Origin of the sequence: Erythrobacter epiphyticus (assembly GCF_034653295.1) — a bacterium.
Classification (GTDB): Bacteria; Pseudomonadota; Alphaproteobacteria; order Sphingomonadales; family Sphingomonadaceae; genus Erythrobacter.
Window position 1 is genome coordinate 254,153 of record NZ_JAYEEU010000009.1, and the last position, 18,952, is coordinate 273,104.

Consider the following 18,952-nt stretch of genomic DNA (forward strand, 5'->3'; position numbering starts at 1 on the left):
GGGGAGGAATGATCGGTCAGGCTTTATAATAGTCCTGCATTGCGCGGACTGCAAGTTGCTCCCGCTGGATTGTCGAAATCGCGAGCGCAGCGGCGACTGAAGCGGCGGCGGTGGTGTAGTAGGGCACCTTGTTCGCGAGCGCGGCCTGGCGGATCGATTTGCTGTCGAGCAGCGATTGCCACCCTTCCGTGGTGTTGAAGATCAGCGCGATATCGCCATCGATGATCCGGTCGACAATATGCGGCTGGCCTTCGGCAACCTTGTTGACCCGCTCCACCGCAAGGCCCTGTTCGGCGAGATAGCTTTGCGTACCGCCCGTGGCGATGATCTTGAAGCCTGCCTCGATCAAGCGGCGCACAGCGGGGGTGATCGCGGCCTTGTCGGTGTTCTTGACCGATACGAACACTGTCCCCGACTTGGGCAGCACCATCCCGGCACCCAATTGGGACTTGAGGAAGGCGGCCTCGAAAGTAGCGTCAATCCCCATCACTTCGCCGGTGGATTTCATTTCCGGCGAAAGCACGGGGTCAGCACCGGGGAAGCGCGCGAAGGGGAACACCGCCTCTTTCACCGCCATATAGGGCAGATCGCGCTTGAACGGCTCGAAGCTGTTCAACGGCTCGCCTGCCATGACACGCGCGGCAATCTTGGCCACCGGCTGCCCGATGGCCTTGGCCACGAAGGGCACAGTGCGGCTGGCGCGCGGGTTGACCTCGATCAGGTAAACCGTGCCATCCTTCACCGCGAACTGGATGTTCATCAGCCCTTTGACGCCAAGCGCATGGGCCAGCGCCTCGGCCTGCCGCTCCATCTCCGCGATGATATCGGCAGGCAGGCTGTAGGGCGGCAGGGTGCAGGCACTATCGCCCGAGTGGACGCCCGCTTCCTCGATATGCTGCATCACGCCCGCGATGCGCACTTCGGTGCCATCGCACAGCGCATCGACATCGCATTCGATCGCGTCGCGCAGATATTGGTCGATCAGCACCGGGCTGTCGCCCGAGACATTAACCGCGGTGGCGATGTAATCATCAAGCTGCGCTTCGCTGTCGACAATCTCCATCGCACGGCCACCCAGGACATAGGACGGGCGCAGCAGCACCGGATAGCCGATGCGGGCGGCCACCGCGGCGGCCTCGTCACGGCTGCGGGCAATGCCGTTATCGGGCTGCTTGAGCTTCAGCTTGCTGACCAGCTTGGCAAAGCGCTCGCGATCTTCGGCAAGATCAATCGCATCGGGCGAAGTGCCGAGGATCGGGATCCCTGCGTCTTCCAGTGCCTGCGCCAGCTTGAGCGGGGTCTGCCCGCCGAACTGCACGATCACCCCCACCAGCGTGCCGTTCTGCTGTTCAACCCGCAGGATTTCCAGCACATCTTCGGCTGTCAGCGGCTCGAAATAAAGGCGATCCGAAGTATCGTAATCGGTCGAGACGGTTTCGGGGTTGCAATTGACCATGATCGTCTCGAACCCGACCTCGGCCAGCGCGAAACAGGCATGGACGCAGCAGTAATCGAACTCGATCCCCTGCCCGATCCGGTTCGGCCCTCCGCCGAGGATGACGATCTTCTTGGCGGAGGACGGCGCGGACTCGCACTCAGGCTCACCGAAGCTAGGGGCTTCGTAGGTCGAATACATGTAAGGCGTGATCGCCTCGAATTCGGCCGCGCAGCTATCGATCCGCTTGAACACCGGCGTGACGCCCAGCTTGTGCCGCAAGCTGCGCACTTCTTCCTCGCTGGTCGCGCCCGCCATGGCTTGCAGCGCATCGTGGAGCAGGCCCGAACGCTTGGCCTGGGTCTCGGCAAGTCCGCCGGCTACCCCGACCGAACGCACTGCGAGAGTGGCAAGGCGGCGGTCGGAAAAGCCCATGGCTTTCAGCTTGCGCAGCCCGGCTGCATCAATCGGCAGGCCGTCTTTCTGCACGGCACGCTCGGCGGCGATGATCGCTTCGATCTGGCGCAGGAACCATGGGTCGTAGAAGGTGACGGCGGCGATCTCCTCCACCGAAAGCCCTTCGCGGAAGGCTTGGCCGACCTTGAGCAGCCGGTCCGGCGTGCGGCGCGAGAGCGCAGCGTTGATGACATCGCGCGGCTGGCCTTCCAGCTCGGGCACGCGGTTGAAGCCATCAAGCCCGGTTTCGAGCCCGCGCAGCGCCTTTTGCACGCTTTCCTGAAAATTGCGGCCAATCGCCATGACTTCACCAACGCTCTTCATGGCCGTTGAGAGGTCATTTGCTGCGCCCTTGAACTTCTCGAAGGCAAAGCGCGGGATCTTGGTGACGACGTAATCAATGGTCGGCTCGAAGCTGGCCGGGGTCGCGCCGGTGATCTCGTTGGTGAGCTCGTCCAGCGTGTAACCCACCGCAAGCTTGGCCGCGACGCGGGCGATGGGAAAGCCTGTCGCCTTCGACGCCAGCGCGGAGGAGCGCGACACGCGCGGGTTCATCTCGATCACGATCAACCGGCCATCCTTGGGATTGACCGCGAACTGGACGTTGGAGCCGCCCGTCTCCACCCCGATCTCGCGCAGCACCGCGATGCTGGCCGAGCGCATGATCTGGTATTCCTTGTCGGTCAGCGTCAGCGCCGGGGCGATAGTGATCGAATCCCCGGTGTGCACGCCCATCGGATCGACATTCTCGATCGAGCAAATGATGATCGCGTTATCCTTGCGATCACGCACCACCTCCATCTCGAATTCCTTCCACCCGAGGAGCGATTCCTCGATCAGGACTTCGGTGGTGGGCGAGGCGTCGAGGCCTTCGACCACGATCCGGTCAAACTCGGCCTTGTTATAGGCAATCCCGCCGCCGGTGCCGCCGAGGGTAAAGCTGGGGCGGATGATCGAAGGCAGCCCGGTGCGTTCAAGGATTTCGCGCGCCTGTTCGAGCGTGTTGGCGACACCCGAGCGGGCGCTTTCCAGCCCGATTTTGTCCATCGCATCGCGGAAGCGCTGGCGGTTTTCGGCCTTGTCGATGGCGTCGGCCTTGGCCCCGATCATCTCGACGCCGTATTCGGCAAGCACCCCCATCTCATCGAGCTTGAGCGCGCAGTTCAGCGCCGTTTGCCCGCCCATCGTCGGCAGCAGCGCATCGGGCCGCTCCTTGGCGATGATCTTGGCGACGATATCGGGCGTGATCGGCTCGATATAGGTAGCGTCGGCGAACTCCGGATCGGTCATGATCGTCGCCGGATTGGAGTTGACGAGGATGACGCGGTAGCCCTCCTCCTTCAACGCCTTGATCGCCTGCGTGCCGGAATAATCGAACTCGCAGGCCTGCCCGATGATGATCGGGCCGGCGCCGATGACGAGGATCGAGGAAATGTCGGTTCTTTTGGGCATTAGCTTGCGATTCCAACAATGAATTGGATGAGGCTTGTTGACGCGAAAAAAGTCTGAAGCACTGGATGCGTCAGGATTGTCACGATGTCTCGCCAGGGCGAATTGGGAGCTTCAAGGAGGCAAATCACGGCTTCGACGCGTTTGCATGCGTCGAGTCTTGTCTGTTCGTCCGCGTCCGACTGTATGATTAACGAGAGCAATTCATTGGCTTTGGCTCGAATTACGACCTTTTGCTCGTAAGAGATCGCTTTCGACAATCCAGTCCAATCAGTTGAGTCGATCAGCCGAGCCTTTTCTGTAGAATCTTCAAGATTCTCGAATTTGGATGGATCGTTTACGAAATCACGTCCTGCGTTCGTCACATAGAAATCTTCGAAAACCGGACCTCGCTTATTACGAGCATCAAGGAAGCCATTATAAGAAGCCGCGTCCATGATTTCGCCGGGTGAGTGCTCGGTCGTGACATTGTCATTAATGAGTTTGATCAAATCCAACCTTGAAAAGTATCCACCATTCGGGATCGGCTTGAGCACGCCTTCTTCGGATACGACTGCACGCAAAAATTGCTGAAGTGAAAGCGAGAGGCTCACCCCAGCCCCCCGACAAACTTCTCGAACAGGTAGAAACTATCCTGCGGCCCCGGACTCGCCTCGGGGTGGTACTGCACCGCAAAGGCCTTCTTGCCCTTGATCGCGATGCCGCAATTCGTCCCGTCGAACAGGCTCACATGGGTCTGCTCGACATGCTCCGGCAGGGTCGCTGCATCCACCGCAAAGCCGTGGTTCATCGAGGTGATCTCGACGAGGCCGGTGGTCTCCCCCCAGCCCTCACCCACGCGCTGCACCGGGTGGTTCGCGCCGCGGTGGCCCTGATGCATCTTGATCGTCTTCGCCCCCGCAGCGAGCGCGAGCATCTGATGGCCAAGGCAAATGCCAAACAACGGCACGTCGGCATCGAGAAGCGCCTTGATCACCGGCACCGCATATTCGCCCGTTGCCGCCGGATCGCCCGGCCCGTTCGAAAGAAACACGCCGTCGGGCTTGAGCGCCAGAATATCATCGAGCGAGGTCTTCGCCGGCACCACCGTCACCCGCGCACCGGCCTTCACCAGATTGCGGAAGATATTGTCCTTCGCGCCGTAGTCGATCGCGACCACGTGGGGCTTGGCATCGAAGGCCGCGCGGCCATAGCCCTTGCCGAGCGTCCAGTAGCCGCCTTCCCAGCCTTCCTGTGCCTCGCGCGAGACCCGGATGGCGAGGTCCATCCTCTCGAGCCCCGGCCAAGCCTTGGCGCGTTCCAGCAGCGCCGGAATATCGAACTGGCCATCGGGCGCATGGGCGATCACCGCATTGGGTGCGCCGCTATGGCGGATGCGGCGGGTCAGCGCGCGGGTATCGACGCCGGCCAACCCGATCTTGCCCGCCTTCGCCATCCAGTCGATGAAGCTTTCGGCCGAGCGGAAATTCGAAGGCTGCGTCACATCCTCGCGCACCACACAGCCGACCGCGCCTTCCACGCGGCTTTCCATATCCTCGGGGTTGGCGCCGACATTGCCGATATGCGGGAAGGTGAAGGTGACGATCTGCGCCGCGTAGGAGGGATCGGTCATCACTTCCTGATAACCCGTCATCGCGGTGTTGAAACACACCTCGCCCACCGCGCTGCCGACAGCGCCAAAGCCGCGTCCCCAGATCACCGTGCCATCGGCCAGAACAAGGACTCCGCTCGCGCCTGATGGTTGCGCGCGGGTGGATGCGGGGTCGGCCATGGGGCGCTCCGTTGACAGGGTTTCCAACGATGGGTGCTAAGTTTCGTCCGCTAGGCGTGTGCGCCCTTCGCGTCAACCTAGGCGAGGCCTACTATTTGCGTTAGAGGCGCGCCGCATTCAGTGATCCACAGGAAACACCAACCATGATCCGTGATGATATCAAGGCCGCCACCATTGCTGCGATGAAGGCGGGCGAAAAAGACCGCACCGCCGCGCTCCGCCAGATCAGCGCCAAGATCAAAGACCGCGACATCGAGGAGCGCACCTCGGGCAAGGCGATTCCCGATGATGAGCTGGTGGTGAGCGTGCTCCAGAAAATGGCCAAGCAGCGCCGCGAATCAATCGAGATGTATGTCAGCGGCGGGCGCGAAGAACTCGCCGCGGTGGAGCGCGCCGAACTCGCCGTGATCGAGGAATTCCTCCCGCAGATGATGGACGAAGCCGCCACCAAGGCAGCAATCGAGGCCATCAAGGCGGAAACCGGCGCGTCCACCATGAAGGACATGGGCGCGGTGATGGCCGAATTGAAAGCGCGTCATGGCGCGGTGCTCGATGGCAAACTCGCCAGCGCGCTGGTGAAAGCGGCGCTTTCGTGATCTCACACACAGACCCTTCCACAGCTAGCGCTTGAACGCCGGCCCGTTCGGGCGCACCTAGGGTTCATGGCCATCACCCCGCAATGGAAGGACGAGCTGCGTGCGCGGATCACGCTGTCGTCGCTTGTCATGCGGAGCGTCAAGCTGACGCGTGCGGGCCGCGAGTTCAAGGGCTGCTGCCCGTTCCACGGCGAGAAAACGCCAAGCTTCTATGTCAATGATGCCAAGCAGTTCTATCACTGCTTCGGCTGCGGGGCGCATGGCGATGCGATCAGTTGGATGGTCGATCACAATGGCCTCGCGTTCATGGATGCGATCAAGGAACTTGCCGCTGAAGCAGGCATGGAAGTTCCTGCGCCCGATCCGGTCGCTGCCCAGAAAGCCGAGGCCCGCGCCAGCCTGATCGATGTGACCGAAGCCGCCCAGCGCTATTTCGTGGAGAACCTCGGCACTGCAAGCGGCGCGGCGGCGCGCGACTATCTTCAGCGGCGCGGGTTGAGCGCTGCGACCTTGCGCGAGTTCGGCTTTGGCTGGGCCAGCGAGGACAAGCAGGCCCTGCCGCGCGCCCTACCGCATTTTGGCGAAGATATGCTCGCCGAAGCCGGGATGCGGATCGTCACCGATAGCGGCGAGCGCTATGATCGTTTTCGCGGGCGGGTGATGCTGCCGATCCACGATGCGCGTGGCCGGGTGATCGCTTTCGGGGGCCGCATCCTCGACAAGCGCGACGGGGTCGCCAAATATCTCAACTCGCCCGACACGCCTTTGTTCGACAAGGGGCGCACGCTCTACAATCTCCACCGCGCCGCGCCTGCGGTGCGCCAGACCGGCCGCGTGGTGGTGGTCGAAGGCTATATGGATGTGGTCGCGCTGGCGCAGGCGGGGATTGCCGAGGCGGTCGCCCCGCTCGGCACCGCGCTGACCGAGATGCAGCTCGAGATGCTGTGGCGCATGGTCGAAGTGCCGGTGCTGTGCTTCGATGGCGATGCGGCGGGCCAGCGCGCGGCGATGCGGGCGATCACCCGCGCCCTGCCGTTGCTGGCCCCGATGCGCTCGCTCGGGATTGTGCGCCTCCCTGCCGGGCTTGATCCCGATGATCTCATCCGTGAAAGCGGGGCCAAGGCGATGCAGGATATTCTCGGCCAGCCCGCCAGCCTCATCGAAACGCTGTGGGCGTTTGAACGCGATGCGCAGCCGCTGACCACGCCCGAGGCCAAGGCCGGGCTCAAGGCGCGGTTGATGGCGCATGCCGACACGATTGCCGATCCGGAGATCCGATCGCTTTACCGGCGCGAGCTGTCGGAACGCTTTTCCGCCTTTGCCTATCCGCCGCGCGCGCAAACCGCGCCGCGCTATCAGCCTTCAGGGGGCGCACAACGTGGCAATTGGCGCGGGGCGAATATGCCGCCGCCCGGCCTGTCTTCCGAAGCACGCACGACGCTTGGCAAACTCATGCAGGGCGCACAGCGTCAGAACCTGCTGATCGCCACATTGCATGGTCTGGCGCTTCATCCGCAGCAGATCAGACGCCATGCCGAAGCGCTGGTTCAGCTTGCCCGGCATCATCCCGAAAGCGCCGATCTGATCGAATCGCTGCTCGAACTTGCAGAAACGCTTGATTCGCACGACCCAAGCACCATATGGAGCCAGACAGGTCAACCTGCCCCGCCGGCGGATTCACCATTCGCCTTCCTCAGAGAAGGCACCGAGGCCGGCGATGCGTGCGAGGAATTGGCCGAAGCTGTGACGCTGCTGGTTGAAAGACCCGCGCTTGAGGCTGCGCTTGCGGCCACGATAGCGCGTTTCGAAAATGATCCTGAAGGATCTTTCGCCGAGCAGGCACGGCTCAGATTGCAGCTTGCCGCCGTGAATGAACGCCTGAAGCATTTCGGGCGTCGCAAAGCGGCCATGGCGGCAACCGACAGCGAGACCCCGCGCCGCGCGGGAACGGATTAACGGATGGGCTCTTTGGTCGTGCGGGACAACAGCACGCCCCGGCAGCCCCGCAAGATGGAACGACGCAGGACCCATGGCCTCGAGCGCAAACACCCCCGACAAGGATGATGCCCCGCTGATCGACCTCAACGAGGCGTCGGTCAAAAAGCTCATCAGCAAGGCGCGCAAGCGCGGCTATGTCACCTATGACGAGTTGAACGAGGCGCTGCCCTCGGGCGAGATGAGCCCCGATCAGATCGAGGACATCCAGACCGCGCTGTCGGAAATGGGCGTGCAGATCGTCGAAACCGACGAAGACGCCGAAGCCGAGGCCGAAGAGGATGGCGAGGACGTCGAGGTTGTCGGCAGCGACGACGACGAGACCGAGGACGATGACGACGGCGAGAAGAAGCCCGGCGTCAAGGATGCCCGCGCGGCCAACCGCAAGACCGCGACCGGCGATCGCACCGATGATCCGGTGCGGATGTATCTGCGCGAAATGGGCGCGGTTGAACTGCTCAGCCGCGAAGGCGAAATCGCCATTGCCAAGCGGATCGAAGCCGGCCGTGACATGATGATCATGGGCCTGTGCGAAAGCCCGATCACCTTCCACGCAATCATCCAGTGGTCCGAAGCGCTCAATGCGGGCGACATGCAGCTGCGCGAGATCCTCGATCTCGATGCCATGCTCTCCAAGGAACCACCCGCCGACAAGATGGCGGATGATGCCGAGGATGATGACGGCGAGATTTCGGAAGAGACCGCCGGGCCGACGATCCGCGAGGATGACGAGGTTGAGGACGAGCCCGAAGCCTCGGATGACGAGGACGAGGACGGCACCCCGCGTCGCCGCGAAGAGGACGACGAGGAAGACAACACCCTCAGCCTTGCACAGATGGAAGCCGCGCTGAAGCCCGAAGCGCTCGAACGCTTCGCCCGAATCACCAAGCTCTTCAACGACTTCGAGAAATTGCAGGCCGAGCGGGTTGATACTCTCGCGGCGGGCAATGATTTTGCCCCGGCCAAAGAGAAGAAATACGAACAGCTGCGCGAAGATCTCACCGCCGAGGTCGAGAGCGTCCAGTTCCACGCGACCAAGATCGAATTCCTGGTCGACAATCTCTATGCCTTCAACCGTCGTTTGACGACGCTGGGCGGCCAGATGCTGCGCCTTGCCGAACGACACAAGATCAAGCGTGCGGATTTCCTTGCGGCCTATGTCGGCAATGAAATGGATGATGCGTGGATCGCCGAAAAGGCCAAGAAGGACAAGAAGTGGGCGGCCTTTGCCGAGCGCGAAGGCGCGGCTGTCGAACGCATCCGCTCGGAAATCGCTGATATCGCCGCACAGACTGGCATGAGCCTCACCGAGTTCCGCCGCATCGTCAACATGGTCCAGAAGGGCGAGCGCGAGGCGCGCATTGCCAAGAAGGAAATGGTCGAGGCGAACCTGCGGCTGGTGATCTCGATTGCCAAGAAATACACCAATCGCGGCCTGCAATTCCTTGATCTCATTCAGGAAGGCAATATCGGGTTGATGAAGGCGGTCGACAAGTTCGAATATCGCCGCGGCTACAAGTTCTCGACCTACGCCACGTGGTGGATCCGGCAGGCAATCACCCGGTCGATTGCCGATCAGGCGCGCACCATCCGCATTCCGGTGCACATGATCGAGACGATCAACAAGCTGGTTCGCACCTCGCGCCAGTTCCTCCACGAGGAAGGCCGCGAGCCGACCCCCGAAGAAATGGCGCAGCGCCTCTCCATGCCTTTGGAGAAGGTGCGCAAGGTGATGAAGATCGCCAAGGAGCCGATCTCCCTCGAAACCCCGATCGGGGACGAGGAAGACAGCCACCTCGGCGATTTCATCGAGGACAAGAACGCGATCATCCCGGTGGACGCTGCGATTCAGGCGAACCTCAAGGAAACCGTCACCCGCGTGCTCGCCTCGCTCACCCCGCGTGAAGAACGCGTGCTGCGGATGCGCTTCGGGATCGGGATGAACACCGATCACACGCTGGAGGAAGTCGGTCAGCAGTTCTCGGTGACGCGCGAACGTATCCGCCAGATCGAAGCCAAGGCGCTGCGCAAACTCAAGCACCCGAGCCGGTCGCGCAAGATGCGCTCGTTCCTCGATCAGTAGGAGATAAGGCCATGCGGGTCGCACGCCATGCCATCGCTTTTGTTGCCGCGATTCCGTTGGCATCCCCGGCACTGGCCACGCAGGCCGACTCCTATGTCGCGCCCGCTGATGAGCTTGCCTATGCGAAAGTGATCATCGAGGCGATGTATCCTGAGGATAAGCGTGATCAGATGGTCCTCGATCTCGCGAGCACTGTCGCCAACCAGATGGCCGCCGGGACCATGTCAGGGCCGATCTTCGAGGAACCTGGTATCCGCGCGATTATGGAGCAGTTCCTCAAGGACCTTCCCGAAGTCCTGCGTCCCACCTTCACCAAGCATCTGCCGGCGATCTTCGAGGCGACCGCGATTGCCTACACCCGCGAATATACTCTGGAAGAGCTGCGCGATATCAGCGCCTTTGCCCAGACCCCGAGCGGCAAGCGCTACTTCCTGAGCCTTCAGAAACTGCAGAGCGATCCTGCCGTCGCATCTGCGAACACCACCATGTTCAAGGATGTGGACCCCGTCACCAAGCAACAGGGTGACAATGTGCGCCAACAGGTGGAGGCCTTTCTGATGGCTAATCCCGATGCGCTTGAGCGGATCAAAAAGGCGACCGAAGACCAAGCAAACTGATCGGTTTGGTGAGGTTGTGCGCTCTTATCCCTTGCGCAGCGGCCACACCAATTGCCGCACCCAGCCCTCCGGTGCGCGTTCGCCCGCTAGGCCGTAGCTCTGGGGCCAGCGCCCGTCCGGCATGTGATAAGTCCCGAACCACCGGTCGATCATCGGCAGGTGAACGGCGAAATTGACATCGCGTGCCTCCGCCTCGGCTCCGTGGTGCCAGTGGTGAAAGCGGGGCATGGCGATCCAGCGTTCGAGCCAGCCCCTGCGCGGCGCGAAGTTTGCGTGGATGAACACCGCGTGGAAGCTCACCAGCGCAAGGTAGGCATAGACAGCAGCGGTATCGAACCCGAGCACGACCAGCGGCAGCAGGACCAGCCCCCGCGTCACGATCACATCAACCAGATGGAGCCGCGATCCGGCGAGCCAGTCCATCACCTCGACCGAGTGATGCACCTTGTGGAACCGCCACAAGGCAGGGACGGCATGAAAGGCGCGGTGCACGCCATATTGCGCCAGATCCGCGACCAGCACCGCAGCGGCAAATTGCACCACCACGGGAAGGCTCCGCACCGCCGCCTGCGCTTGTGGCACAGCCAAGGCCTCTCCCACCGCGACAGCAGGCGCAAGCACGGCGACGCTCATTACTTGCGCCAGCACGTGCGAAGCGAAGAAATATTGCGTGTCCGTCAGCCAGCCTCGGCGGAAGGCACCCTGCTGGCGGCGCAGGGCAAAGGCCCGTTCGAGCGGCACGAAAATCGCAGCCGTGGTCAGCACGCCGAGCACAAACCAGTCGAGCCCGAGATAGATGGCACTTGCCTGCCCGCGCGGGATTGCGACACCCCCTGCCCCCAACGCCAGCGCTGCGCCGGCCAAGGCAAGCCCCGCTACCCCCAGCGCTTTGCGGCGGCGCAGCAGCATCGACAGCCCGGCGAGCGCCATCGCCGCCAACAGGCCCAGATCAATCGCAAGCCGCACCCAGCCAAGCGGATAGGCGCTACGCAGTTCCGGCAAGGTCAGGTAGTGCGGAAAATGCAGGCACAGCACCGCGAACAGCGCGAGCAGGCCCAGCACGATCCCGAGCACGCCGCTGATCCAGCCTGTGCCGACATGGCGCGGGCGCCCGTCATCAAACAAGCGGGCGAGCCGCTGTTCGGCGCTCAAAGGAGCGGGGACCCGTTCCACGACCTGCGCTCTACCACCCGGTTCCCTTTCTCCGGCCAAGCCACCCGTCGAAAAGGCTGTTCAACGGGGTGGCGATTCGGTTCCCATAAGCTTATGGGAAAGCCATGCGCATCGCTATCGCCTCCGATCACGCGGCCATTGAACTCAAGGCCGAACTTGCCGAATGGCTCGTCAATGAAGGCCATGACGTGGCCGACCTTGGCCCCGAACCGGGTGTCAGCGTCGATTACCCCGATTATGGCTATCGTCTGGCCGAGATCATTGCCGAAGGCACCGCCGAATTCGGCGTGGCGCTGTGCGGTTCGGGGATCGGCATCTCGATCAGCGTCAACCGCCACCCCGATGTCCGCTGCGCGCTGGTGAGCGAGCCGCTTTCGGCGGCTTTGGCCCGCGAACATAATGATGCCAACTGCATTGCGCTTGGCGCGCGGCTGATCGGGATCGAAATGGCCAAGGCCTGCGTTGCCACATTTCTTGATACCGAGTTTGCCGATGCCGGCGATCCGCATGGTCGCCACCAGCGCCGCGTTGGCAAGCTCTCCCGCCCGCCCTTCCTCTCTGACCGCATCGAGACCCACCAATGAGCACCGCCCCCGCCGATTTCACCGCCCGTCACGCCGCCGCCTCGATGGAAGGCTTCTGGCGCGATGATCTTGCCACGGCCGATCCGGAAATCGCGGCTGCGGTCGCCAAGGAACTCGCCCGCCAGCGCGACAAGATCGAACTGATTGCTTCGGAAAACATCGCAAGCCGCGCAGTGCTCGAAGCAACCGGCTCGGTCTTCACCAACAAATATGCCGAAGGCTATCCGGGCAAGCGCTATTACGGCGGCTGCGACTATGCCGACGTCGTCGAAACCCTCGCGATCGAGCGCGCGAAGCAGCTGTTCGGGTGCAACTTTGCCAATGTGCAGCCCAACAGCGGCTCGCAGATGAACCAGGCGGTGTTCCTCGCCCTGCTCAATCCGGGCGACACCTTCATGGGGCTCGATCTCAATTCGGGCGGGCACCTCACCCATGGTTCGCCCGTCAATATGAGCGGCAAGTGGTTCAACCCGGTGTCCTACGGCGTGAACCGTGAAACCGAAATGGTCGATCTCGATGAAGTCGCCGCCAAGGCGCGCGAGCACAAGCCCAAGCTGATCATCTGCGGCGGCACGGCCTATTCGCGCCAGTGGGATTTTGCCGCCTTCCGCGCGATCGCGGATGAAGTGGGTGCGATCCTGCTGTGCGATATGAGCCACATTTCCGGCCTTGTCGCGGGCGGCGCGCATCCTTCGCCCTTCCCGCATTGCGACATCGTCACCTCGACCACCCACAAATCCTTGCGCGGTCCGCGTTCGGGCATCATCCTGTGGAATGACGATAAATACACCAAGCCGCTCAACATGGCGGTCTTTCCCGGCCTGCAAGGCGGCCCGCTGATGCATGTGGTTGCGGCCAAGGCGGTCGCATTCCGCGAAGCCTTGCAGCCCGAATTCCGCGAATATGCGCACCGCATTGTCGAAAATGCCCGTGCGCTGGCAGCCAGCCTCGAAGAAAACGGCCTGCGCATCGTTTCGGGCGGGACCGATAACCACTCGATGTTGGTCGATCTCACCGCCAAGGATGTCACCGGCAAGGACGCCGAAAAGGGCCTCGATCGGGCATGGCTGACCTGCAACAAGAACGGCATCCCGTTTGACACCCGTTCGCCCTTCGTCACCAGCGGCATCCGCCTCGGCACCCCGGCGGGCACCACGCGCGGCTTTGGCCCGGCCGAATTCCGCACCATTGGCAAGCTGATTGCCGAAGTGGTGGAAGGCCTTTCGAAGAATGGCCCCGAAGGCGATGCGCAGATCGAGGAAAGCGTGCGCGGCCGCGTTGCCCAGCTGTGCGCCGCCTTCCCGGTCTATCCGGGCCTGTAAGGAGCCGCGTCGATGAGCGAGAATGATCCGCGCCAGTCCCCCGATTGGGTGGAAGATGTGAAGAGCGAAGTTACCGGCATGGCGAAGGAAGGCCTCAACCATCCTTCGACCGCGCCGGTGCTGACAGGCGCGGCGGTCGGCGCGGTCGCGGGCGCCTTGCTGCCGGTGGTGTCGTGGCCGCTCGGCCTGCTCGCCGGGGCCGGCTTTGCGCTCTACCAGCGTATCAAGAAATAAGCCTGGCGCATGCGCTGCCCATTTTGTGCTCACGATGATACGCAGGTAAAAGACAGCCGCCCGACCGAAGATGGCTCTTCGATCCGGCGGCGGCGCCAATGCTCGTCCTGCGGGGCGCGCTTCACCACCTTCGAACGCGTGCAATTGCGCGAAGTCGTGGTGGTGAAATCGGGTGATCGCCGCGAGCAATTTGATCGCTCCAAGCTGGAACATTCAGTCGCGCTCGCTTGCCGCAAGCGCGCGATCGATCAGGAGCGGCTCGATCAGCTGATTTCGGGCATCCAGCGTCAGGTCGAAACCTCGGGTGAGGCCGAAGTGCCTTCCTCACGGATCGGTGAATTGGTGATGGAAGGGCTGAGGCAGATCGATTCGGTGGCCTATATCCGCTTCGCCTCGGTCTATCGCGATTTCTCCGAAGCGCGCGATTTCGAGGAATTCGCCAGCGCCGTGCAAGACGCGGCGAAAGATTGAGCCGACTGCGATGAGCGATCTCAACAAGCCTGTGATTGTGCTGGTGCGCCCGCAATTGGGCGAGAATATCGGCAAGGCGGCGCGTGCGATGCTCAATTTCGGGCTGACCGAAATGCGCCTTGTTGCCCCGCGCGACGGCTGGCCCAATCCTTCGGCCGGCCCGGCGGCCTCGGGCGCGGATATCGTGCTTGAACAGGCCAAGGTCTATGCCACCACCGCTGAAGCGGTGGCCGATTGCCAGCATGTCCATGCCACAACCGTGCGCAAGCGCGGGGTGACCAAGCCGGTGATCGGGGCGGACGAGGCGGGACGGCTGGTCCATACCGAAGCGGGCCGCCACGCGGTGCTGTTCGGCCCGGAGCGATCCGGGCTTGAGACCGAGGATGTGGCGCTGGCCCGCAATATCCTGACCATCCCGATCAATCCTGAATTCGGCTCGCTCAATCTCGCGCAGGCGGTGATCCTCGTGGCCTATGAATGGTCGCGCATCGGCCGCGAGATCGCAGGTGGCGACGATGTGCTGGTGCAGCCGACGCAGGAGGACACCCTGCCCCCTGCCCCGCAGGACGAGCTTGAAGGGCTGATCGCACATCTCGAACGGTTGCTTGAGCCGCGCGGCTATTTCCTCCCCGAAGCACGCGCCGAAGCGACACGCCGCACGCTGCGCGGCGTGCTGACCAAGCCGGGCTGGAACCACCTTGAGGTGCGCACCTTGCGCGGTGTTCTTTCGAGCCTCGAAAAGGGGCCGAAGGCCTGACTCCTCTTGACCACGCGCCCTATCCTGCTAAGGGCGCGCCTTCGCAATTGGCCCCGCACCCCGGTGAAGCGGTGGCCGCGTCAGGATAAGCTCCTGCCGGTGCGATGCCGGGTTCAATGGCTGCCCAATGGGGGCGGCCCAGCAATTTGAAGGATACGACACATGTCGAAGCGCAAGAGCGCCAAGTATAAGCTCGACCGCCGGATGGGCGAAAACATCTGGGGTCGTCCGAATTCTCCGGTGAACAAGCGTTCCTACGGCCCGGGCCAGCATGGCCAGCGCCGCAAGGGCAAGATGAGCGATTACGGCCTTCAGCTGCGCGCCAAGCAGAAGCTGAAGGGCTATTACGGCGACGTCACCGAAAAGCAGTTCAAGCGCACCTATGCCGAAGCTTCTCGCATGAAGGGCGACACCAGCCAGAACCTGATCGGCCTGCTTGAGCGTCGCCTCGACATGATCGTGTACCGCGCCAAGTTCGCGCCGACGATCTTCGCCGCGCGTCAGCTCGTCAGCCATGGTCACATCTACGTCAACGGCGTGAAGTGCAACATCGCGTCGCGCCGGGTCGATGTGGGCGATGTCGTCAGCCTCGGCAGCAAGGCGAAGGAAATGGCGCTGGTGATCGAAGCCCAGAGCCTCGCCGAGCGTGACATTCCCGATTACGTCGCGCCCGATGGCACCGACAAGGTCGCCTTCACCCGCGTCCCGAAGCTCGACGAAGTCCCCTATCCGGTGACAATGGAACCGAATCTGGTGGTCGAGTTCTACTCGCGCTGATCGGTTGACCAGACCAAGTTCCAAAGGGCGGCCTCGCAAGGGCCGCCCTTTTCATTTGCGCGGCGGTTTGCAAAGCTCGGCCGGCAAGAATCGCGCGGGGGATCACGCCTGATGAACATTCTGCTGCTTGATGGGCACCCTGATGCGGGACGCCTCACCACGCACCTTCTTGATGTCTACGCCAGCGCCCTGCCCACCTCGGCCGAAGTCACCCGTATCGCGGTGCGCGATCTCGCCTTCAGCCCGGTGCTGCGCCGTGGCTACAAGCAGCGCACCGATTGGGAGCCCGATCTGCATCGCCTCGCCGAACTGCTCGACGCCTGCGATCATCTGGTGGTGGCATTTCCGATGTGGTGGGGTGCGGAGCCGGCAGAGCTGAAAGGCCTGATCGACCGACTGTTCCTGCCCAAATTCACCTTTGCCTATCACGTCGGCGATCCGTGGTGGGACAAGCTGATGGTGGGCCGCTCCGCCGATCTGATCGTGACGATGGATACCCCGCCCTTCGTGCTTAAATGGTACCACGGCAATCCGGTGATCCGCCGTTGGAAAGGTCAGGTGCTCGGCTTCTGTGGCTTTGCGCCGGTACGCACGCTTTCACTTGGCCCAGTGGGCGAGGAGACCGCGCCGCGCGCGCTGCACAAGTGGGAAGCAAAGATCGCGCGCCTTGCCCGGAGCATCCGGCAGAAAGCGCCGCAGCGAAAAGAGTTGCGCCTTGCGGCCTTTCTCAAGCGCGAGGCCTAGCCCCTAATCCGATCCCATTCGGTGAATTCATAGGCGATCGAGCCTTCGACGAGGCGTTCCCACATATCCGCGATCACATCTGCGGGGATGCCGCGCGCATCGGCCTCGGCAATGGCGGCGGCGATGACGCTCGCCTTGCGCGCTTCGTCGCGCACCGCATCGCGGCTTTCCTTGATACGGGCCGCCGCGCGCATATAGCCGAAGCGCCGATCCAGCAGCGCCACCAGCTCGCGATCCGTCGCATCAACGCCTTCACGCACCTCGACCATGGTCTGGCAGTCTTCCGGGAGTTTGGGCATCAATCAGGAACTTCCAAGGTAATCGCGGCGGAAATCAGCGGCGAAGGCAGCAAAACGCGCGTCCGCAATGGCATCGCGCATCGCCTGCATCAAGGCCTGATAGAAGAACAGGTTGTGTTCGGTCACCAGCATCGCGCCGAGAATTTCGCCCGATTTTTGCAGATGGTGCAGATAGGCGCGCGAATAATTCGCGCAGACCGGGCAGGCGCAGCGTTCATCAAGCGGGCCGGTATCCTCGGCATGTTTGGCGTTCCTGAGGTTGAGCGGCCCGTTCCAGGTGAAAGCCTGCCCGTTGCGGCCTGAGCGGGTCGGCAGCACACAATCGAACATGTCGATCCCGCGTTCGACCGCGCCCACCAGATCATCAGGCTTGCCCACGCCCATCAGGTAACGCGGGCGATCCATCGGCAACATGCCAGGCGCGTAATCGAGCACGCCGAACATCGCCTCCTGCCCTTCGCCCACCGCGAGCCCGCCGACGGCATAGCCGTCAAAGCCGATGTCGATGAGCTTGTCGGCGCTGATCCGGCGCAGGTCTTCGTGGAGCGCGCCCTGCTGGATGCCGAACAAGGCGGCGCGGGCTGCATGCTCCTCGCCGCTGTCAAAGCCGTCGCGGCTGCGCTGCGCCCAGCGCATCGACAGCTCCATGCTGGACGCGATCTCATCACGCGGGCGATCCGCACGCGGACACTCATCAAACGCCATCACAATGTCCGAACCGAGCAAGCGCTGGATTTCCATCGAGCGTTCGGGCGTGATCATGTGCCGCGAGCCATCAAGGTGGCTTTTGAACTCGACACCGTGTTCGGTGAGCTTGCGCAGTTCGGAAAGGCTCATCACCTGATAGCCGCCGCTATCCGTGAGGATCGGGCGCGGCCAGTTCATGAAGCGGTGCAACCCGCCGAGCCGTGCCACCCGCTCCGCGCCGGGGCGCAGCATCAGGTGATAGGTGTTACCAAGGATGATATCGGCCCCTGTCGCGCGCACGCTTTCCGGCTTCATCGCCTTGACCGTCGCCGCGGTGCCAACCGGCATGAAAGCCGGCGTGCGGATTTCGCCGCGCTGCATGGCAATCGTGCCGGTGCGCGCCTTGCCATCGGTGGCGTGCAAGGTGAAGGCGAAGCGAGGCGGGTTCATCGCGTGGGCAATAGCAGCGAGGAATCGCCGTAGGAATAGAAGCGGTATTCGCTCGCGATGGCGTGGGCATAGGCCGCCATCATCCGCTCACGCCCCATCAGCGCGCTCACCAGCATCATCAGCGTTGATTTGGGGAGGTGGAAATTGGTCATCAGGCCATCGACCGCACGGAACCTGAAGCCTGGCGTGATGAAGATGCTGGTGTCGCCCGCAAAGGGCATGATCGTGCCATCCTCGGCCACAGCGCTTTCGAGCAGCCGCAGCGAAGTGGTGCCGACCGCGATGATGCGGCCCCCGGCAGCACGAGCGGCGTTCAATTGCGCCGCCGTCTCCGCGCTGATGCGTCCGAATTCGGCATGCATCTGGTGATCATCGGTATCATCTGCCTTCACCGGCAGGAATGTCCCCGCGCCGACATGGAGCGTCAGCATCGCGCGGCCAATCCCCGCTGCATCAAGCGCATCGACAAGCCGCGGGGTGAAGTGCAGCGAGGCCGTCGGCGCGGCAACGGCGCCATCCTCTGCCGCAAACATCGTCTGGTAATCTTCGAGATCCTGCGCGTCGACCCCGCGCTTTTGCGCGATATAGGGCGGCAGCGGCATGGTACCCGCACGATCAAGCAGCACTTCGACCGGCTCCTCACCTGCGAAAAACAGGGTAAATGAGCCATCGGCGTGGCGTTCCTCGGCGAGCGCGGTGACCCCGCCGCCGAAGACAAGGCTATCGCCTTCCTTCACCCGCTTGGCATTGCGGATGAACGCCTGCCAGCGCCGCAGATCGAGCCGCTTGTGCAGCGTCGCGCCGATCTTGGCCTCGCCATCGGCGCGGCGGCCTTCGAGCTGGGCCGGGATCACGCGGGTATCGTTGAACACCAGCACATCGCCGGGGTTCAGCAGGCCCGGCAAATCGCGCACACCGCGATCCTCGAAGGGCGCGTCCGGTCCGCGCACCACCAACATGCGCGCCGCATCGCGCGGGCGCACCGGGCGCAGCGCGATCCGCTCGGGCGGGAGTTCAAAATCAAACAGATCAACTTTCATGGCGCGGGCCAC

18 protein-coding genes are annotated in these 18,952 nt (G+C 62.9%); 11 read left to right on the top strand and 7 right to left on the bottom strand.

Annotated elements, in window-relative coordinates; all coding sequences use genetic code 11:
* Positions 1–16 precede the first annotated feature (16 nt).
* From carB to carA, 3 genes are read right to left on the bottom strand one after another with little or no spacing between them, the layout of a single operon-like run.
* On the bottom strand, positions 17–3,343 hold the full coding sequence (gene carB, locus SOQ14_RS12130; RefSeq protein WP_322898381.1) for a carbamoyl-phosphate synthase large subunit: 3,327 nt from the start codon (positions 3,341–3,343) through the stop codon (positions 17–19).
* On the bottom strand, positions 3,343–3,933 hold the full coding sequence (locus SOQ14_RS12135; RefSeq protein WP_322898382.1) for a hypothetical protein: 591 nt from the start codon (positions 3,931–3,933) through the stop codon (positions 3,343–3,345). Before SOQ14_RS12135 ends, carB begins: the two co-directional genes overlap by 1 nt.
* The gene (gene carA / locus SOQ14_RS12140) at positions 3,930–5,111 is read right to left on the bottom strand and encodes a glutamine-hydrolyzing carbamoyl-phosphate synthase small subunit (RefSeq protein ID WP_322898383.1); all 1,182 of its coding nucleotides are present in this window, start codon (positions 5,109–5,111) and stop codon (positions 3,930–3,932) included. The genes SOQ14_RS12135 and carA overlap by 4 nt, the downstream gene beginning before the upstream one ends.
* Before the next feature lie 143 nt (positions 5,112–5,254).
* On the opposite strand from carA, the gene SOQ14_RS12145 reads away from it, so the two are divergent.
* From SOQ14_RS12145 to SOQ14_RS12160, 4 genes are all read left to right on the top strand, one after another.
* Positions 5,255–5,707: a GatB/YqeY domain-containing protein gene (locus SOQ14_RS12145; RefSeq protein ID WP_322898384.1), complete on the top strand. Its 453-nt coding sequence runs from the start codon at positions 5,255–5,257 to the stop codon at positions 5,705–5,707.
* A 66-nt stretch (positions 5,708–5,773) separates the two neighbouring features.
* Positions 5,774–7,663: a DNA primase gene (dnaG, locus tag SOQ14_RS12150; protein WP_322898385.1), complete on the top strand. Its 1,890-nt coding sequence runs from the start codon at positions 5,774–5,776 to the stop codon at positions 7,661–7,663.
* 73 nt (positions 7,664–7,736) lie between these two features.
* Positions 7,737–9,785: an RNA polymerase sigma factor RpoD gene (rpoD, locus tag SOQ14_RS12155; protein ID WP_322898386.1), complete on the top strand. Its 2,049-nt coding sequence runs from the start codon at positions 7,737–7,739 to the stop codon at positions 9,783–9,785.
* An 11-nt stretch (positions 9,786–9,796) separates the two neighbouring features.
* A complete protein-coding gene (locus tag SOQ14_RS12160) occupies positions 9,797–10,402 on the top strand; it encodes a DUF2059 domain-containing protein (protein ID WP_322898387.1) in 606 nt (201 codons plus the stop codon).
* A 24-nt stretch (positions 10,403–10,426) separates the two neighbouring features.
* On the opposite strand, the gene SOQ14_RS12165 is transcribed toward SOQ14_RS12160, so the two are convergent.
* Positions 10,427–11,575 carry a sterol desaturase family protein gene (locus SOQ14_RS12165; protein ID WP_322898388.1) on the bottom strand — a complete coding sequence of 383 codons (1,149 nt, stop codon included), beginning with the start codon at positions 11,573–11,575 and terminating at the stop codon, positions 10,427–10,429.
* A gap of 104 nt (positions 11,576–11,679) precedes the next feature.
* Between SOQ14_RS12165 and SOQ14_RS12170 the strand changes: the two genes are divergently transcribed.
* From SOQ14_RS12170 to SOQ14_RS12200, 7 genes are all read left to right on the top strand, one after another.
* Positions 11,680–12,159, top strand: a complete 480-nt coding sequence (locus tag SOQ14_RS12170) for an RpiB/LacA/LacB family sugar-phosphate isomerase (RefSeq protein WP_322898389.1) — start codon at positions 11,680–11,682, stop codon at positions 12,157–12,159.
* Positions 12,156–13,481, top strand: coding sequence for a serine hydroxymethyltransferase (glyA, locus tag SOQ14_RS12175; protein ID WP_322898390.1), 1,326 nt, complete (start codon positions 12,156–12,158; stop codon positions 13,479–13,481). The genes SOQ14_RS12170 and glyA overlap by 4 nt, the downstream gene beginning before the upstream one ends.
* A 12-nt stretch (positions 13,482–13,493) precedes the next feature.
* Positions 13,494–13,715 (top strand): hypothetical protein, encoded by a 222-nt coding sequence (locus SOQ14_RS12180; RefSeq protein WP_322898391.1) that lies wholly within the window; start codon positions 13,494–13,496, stop codon positions 13,713–13,715.
* A gap of 9 nt (positions 13,716–13,724) precedes the next feature.
* Positions 13,725–14,186, top strand: coding sequence for a transcriptional regulator NrdR (gene nrdR, locus SOQ14_RS12185; protein ID WP_322898392.1), 462 nt, complete (start codon positions 13,725–13,727; stop codon positions 14,184–14,186).
* A gap of 10 nt (positions 14,187–14,196) precedes the next feature.
* Positions 14,197–14,943 carry an RNA methyltransferase gene (locus SOQ14_RS12190; protein WP_322898393.1) on the top strand — a complete coding sequence of 249 codons (747 nt, stop codon included), beginning with the start codon at positions 14,197–14,199 and terminating at the stop codon, positions 14,941–14,943.
* Between the two features lie 162 nt (positions 14,944–15,105).
* Positions 15,106–15,720: a 30S ribosomal protein S4 gene (gene rpsD, locus SOQ14_RS12195; protein WP_322898394.1), complete on the top strand. Its 615-nt coding sequence runs from the start codon at positions 15,106–15,108 to the stop codon at positions 15,718–15,720.
* Between the two features lie 111 nt (positions 15,721–15,831).
* A complete protein-coding gene (locus SOQ14_RS12200) occupies positions 15,832–16,464 on the top strand; it encodes an NAD(P)H-dependent oxidoreductase (protein ID WP_322898395.1) in 633 nt (210 codons plus the stop codon).
* On the opposite strand, the gene SOQ14_RS12205 is transcribed toward SOQ14_RS12200, so the two are convergent.
* Genes SOQ14_RS12205 through queA form a run of 3 tightly spaced genes read right to left on the bottom strand, consistent with a single transcriptional unit; the run spans position 16,461 to position 18,940 of the window.
* A complete protein-coding gene (locus SOQ14_RS12205; RefSeq protein WP_322898396.1) occupies positions 16,461–16,763 on the bottom strand; it encodes a chorismate mutase in 303 nt (100 codons plus the stop codon). The two genes, SOQ14_RS12200 and SOQ14_RS12205, sit on opposite strands and share 4 nt — an antisense overlap.
* A 3-nt stretch (positions 16,764–16,766) precedes the next feature.
* Entirely contained in the window at positions 16,767–17,900 is a 1,134-nt protein-coding gene (gene tgt / locus SOQ14_RS12210; RefSeq protein ID WP_322898397.1) for a tRNA guanosine(34) transglycosylase Tgt, read from the bottom strand.
* The gene (queA, locus tag SOQ14_RS12215; protein ID WP_322898398.1) at positions 17,897–18,940 is read right to left on the bottom strand and encodes a tRNA preQ1(34) S-adenosylmethionine ribosyltransferase-isomerase QueA; all 1,044 of its coding nucleotides are present in this window, start codon (positions 18,938–18,940) and stop codon (positions 17,897–17,899) included. The genes tgt and queA overlap by 4 nt, the downstream gene beginning before the upstream one ends.
* Positions 18,941–18,952 lie beyond the last annotated feature (12 nt).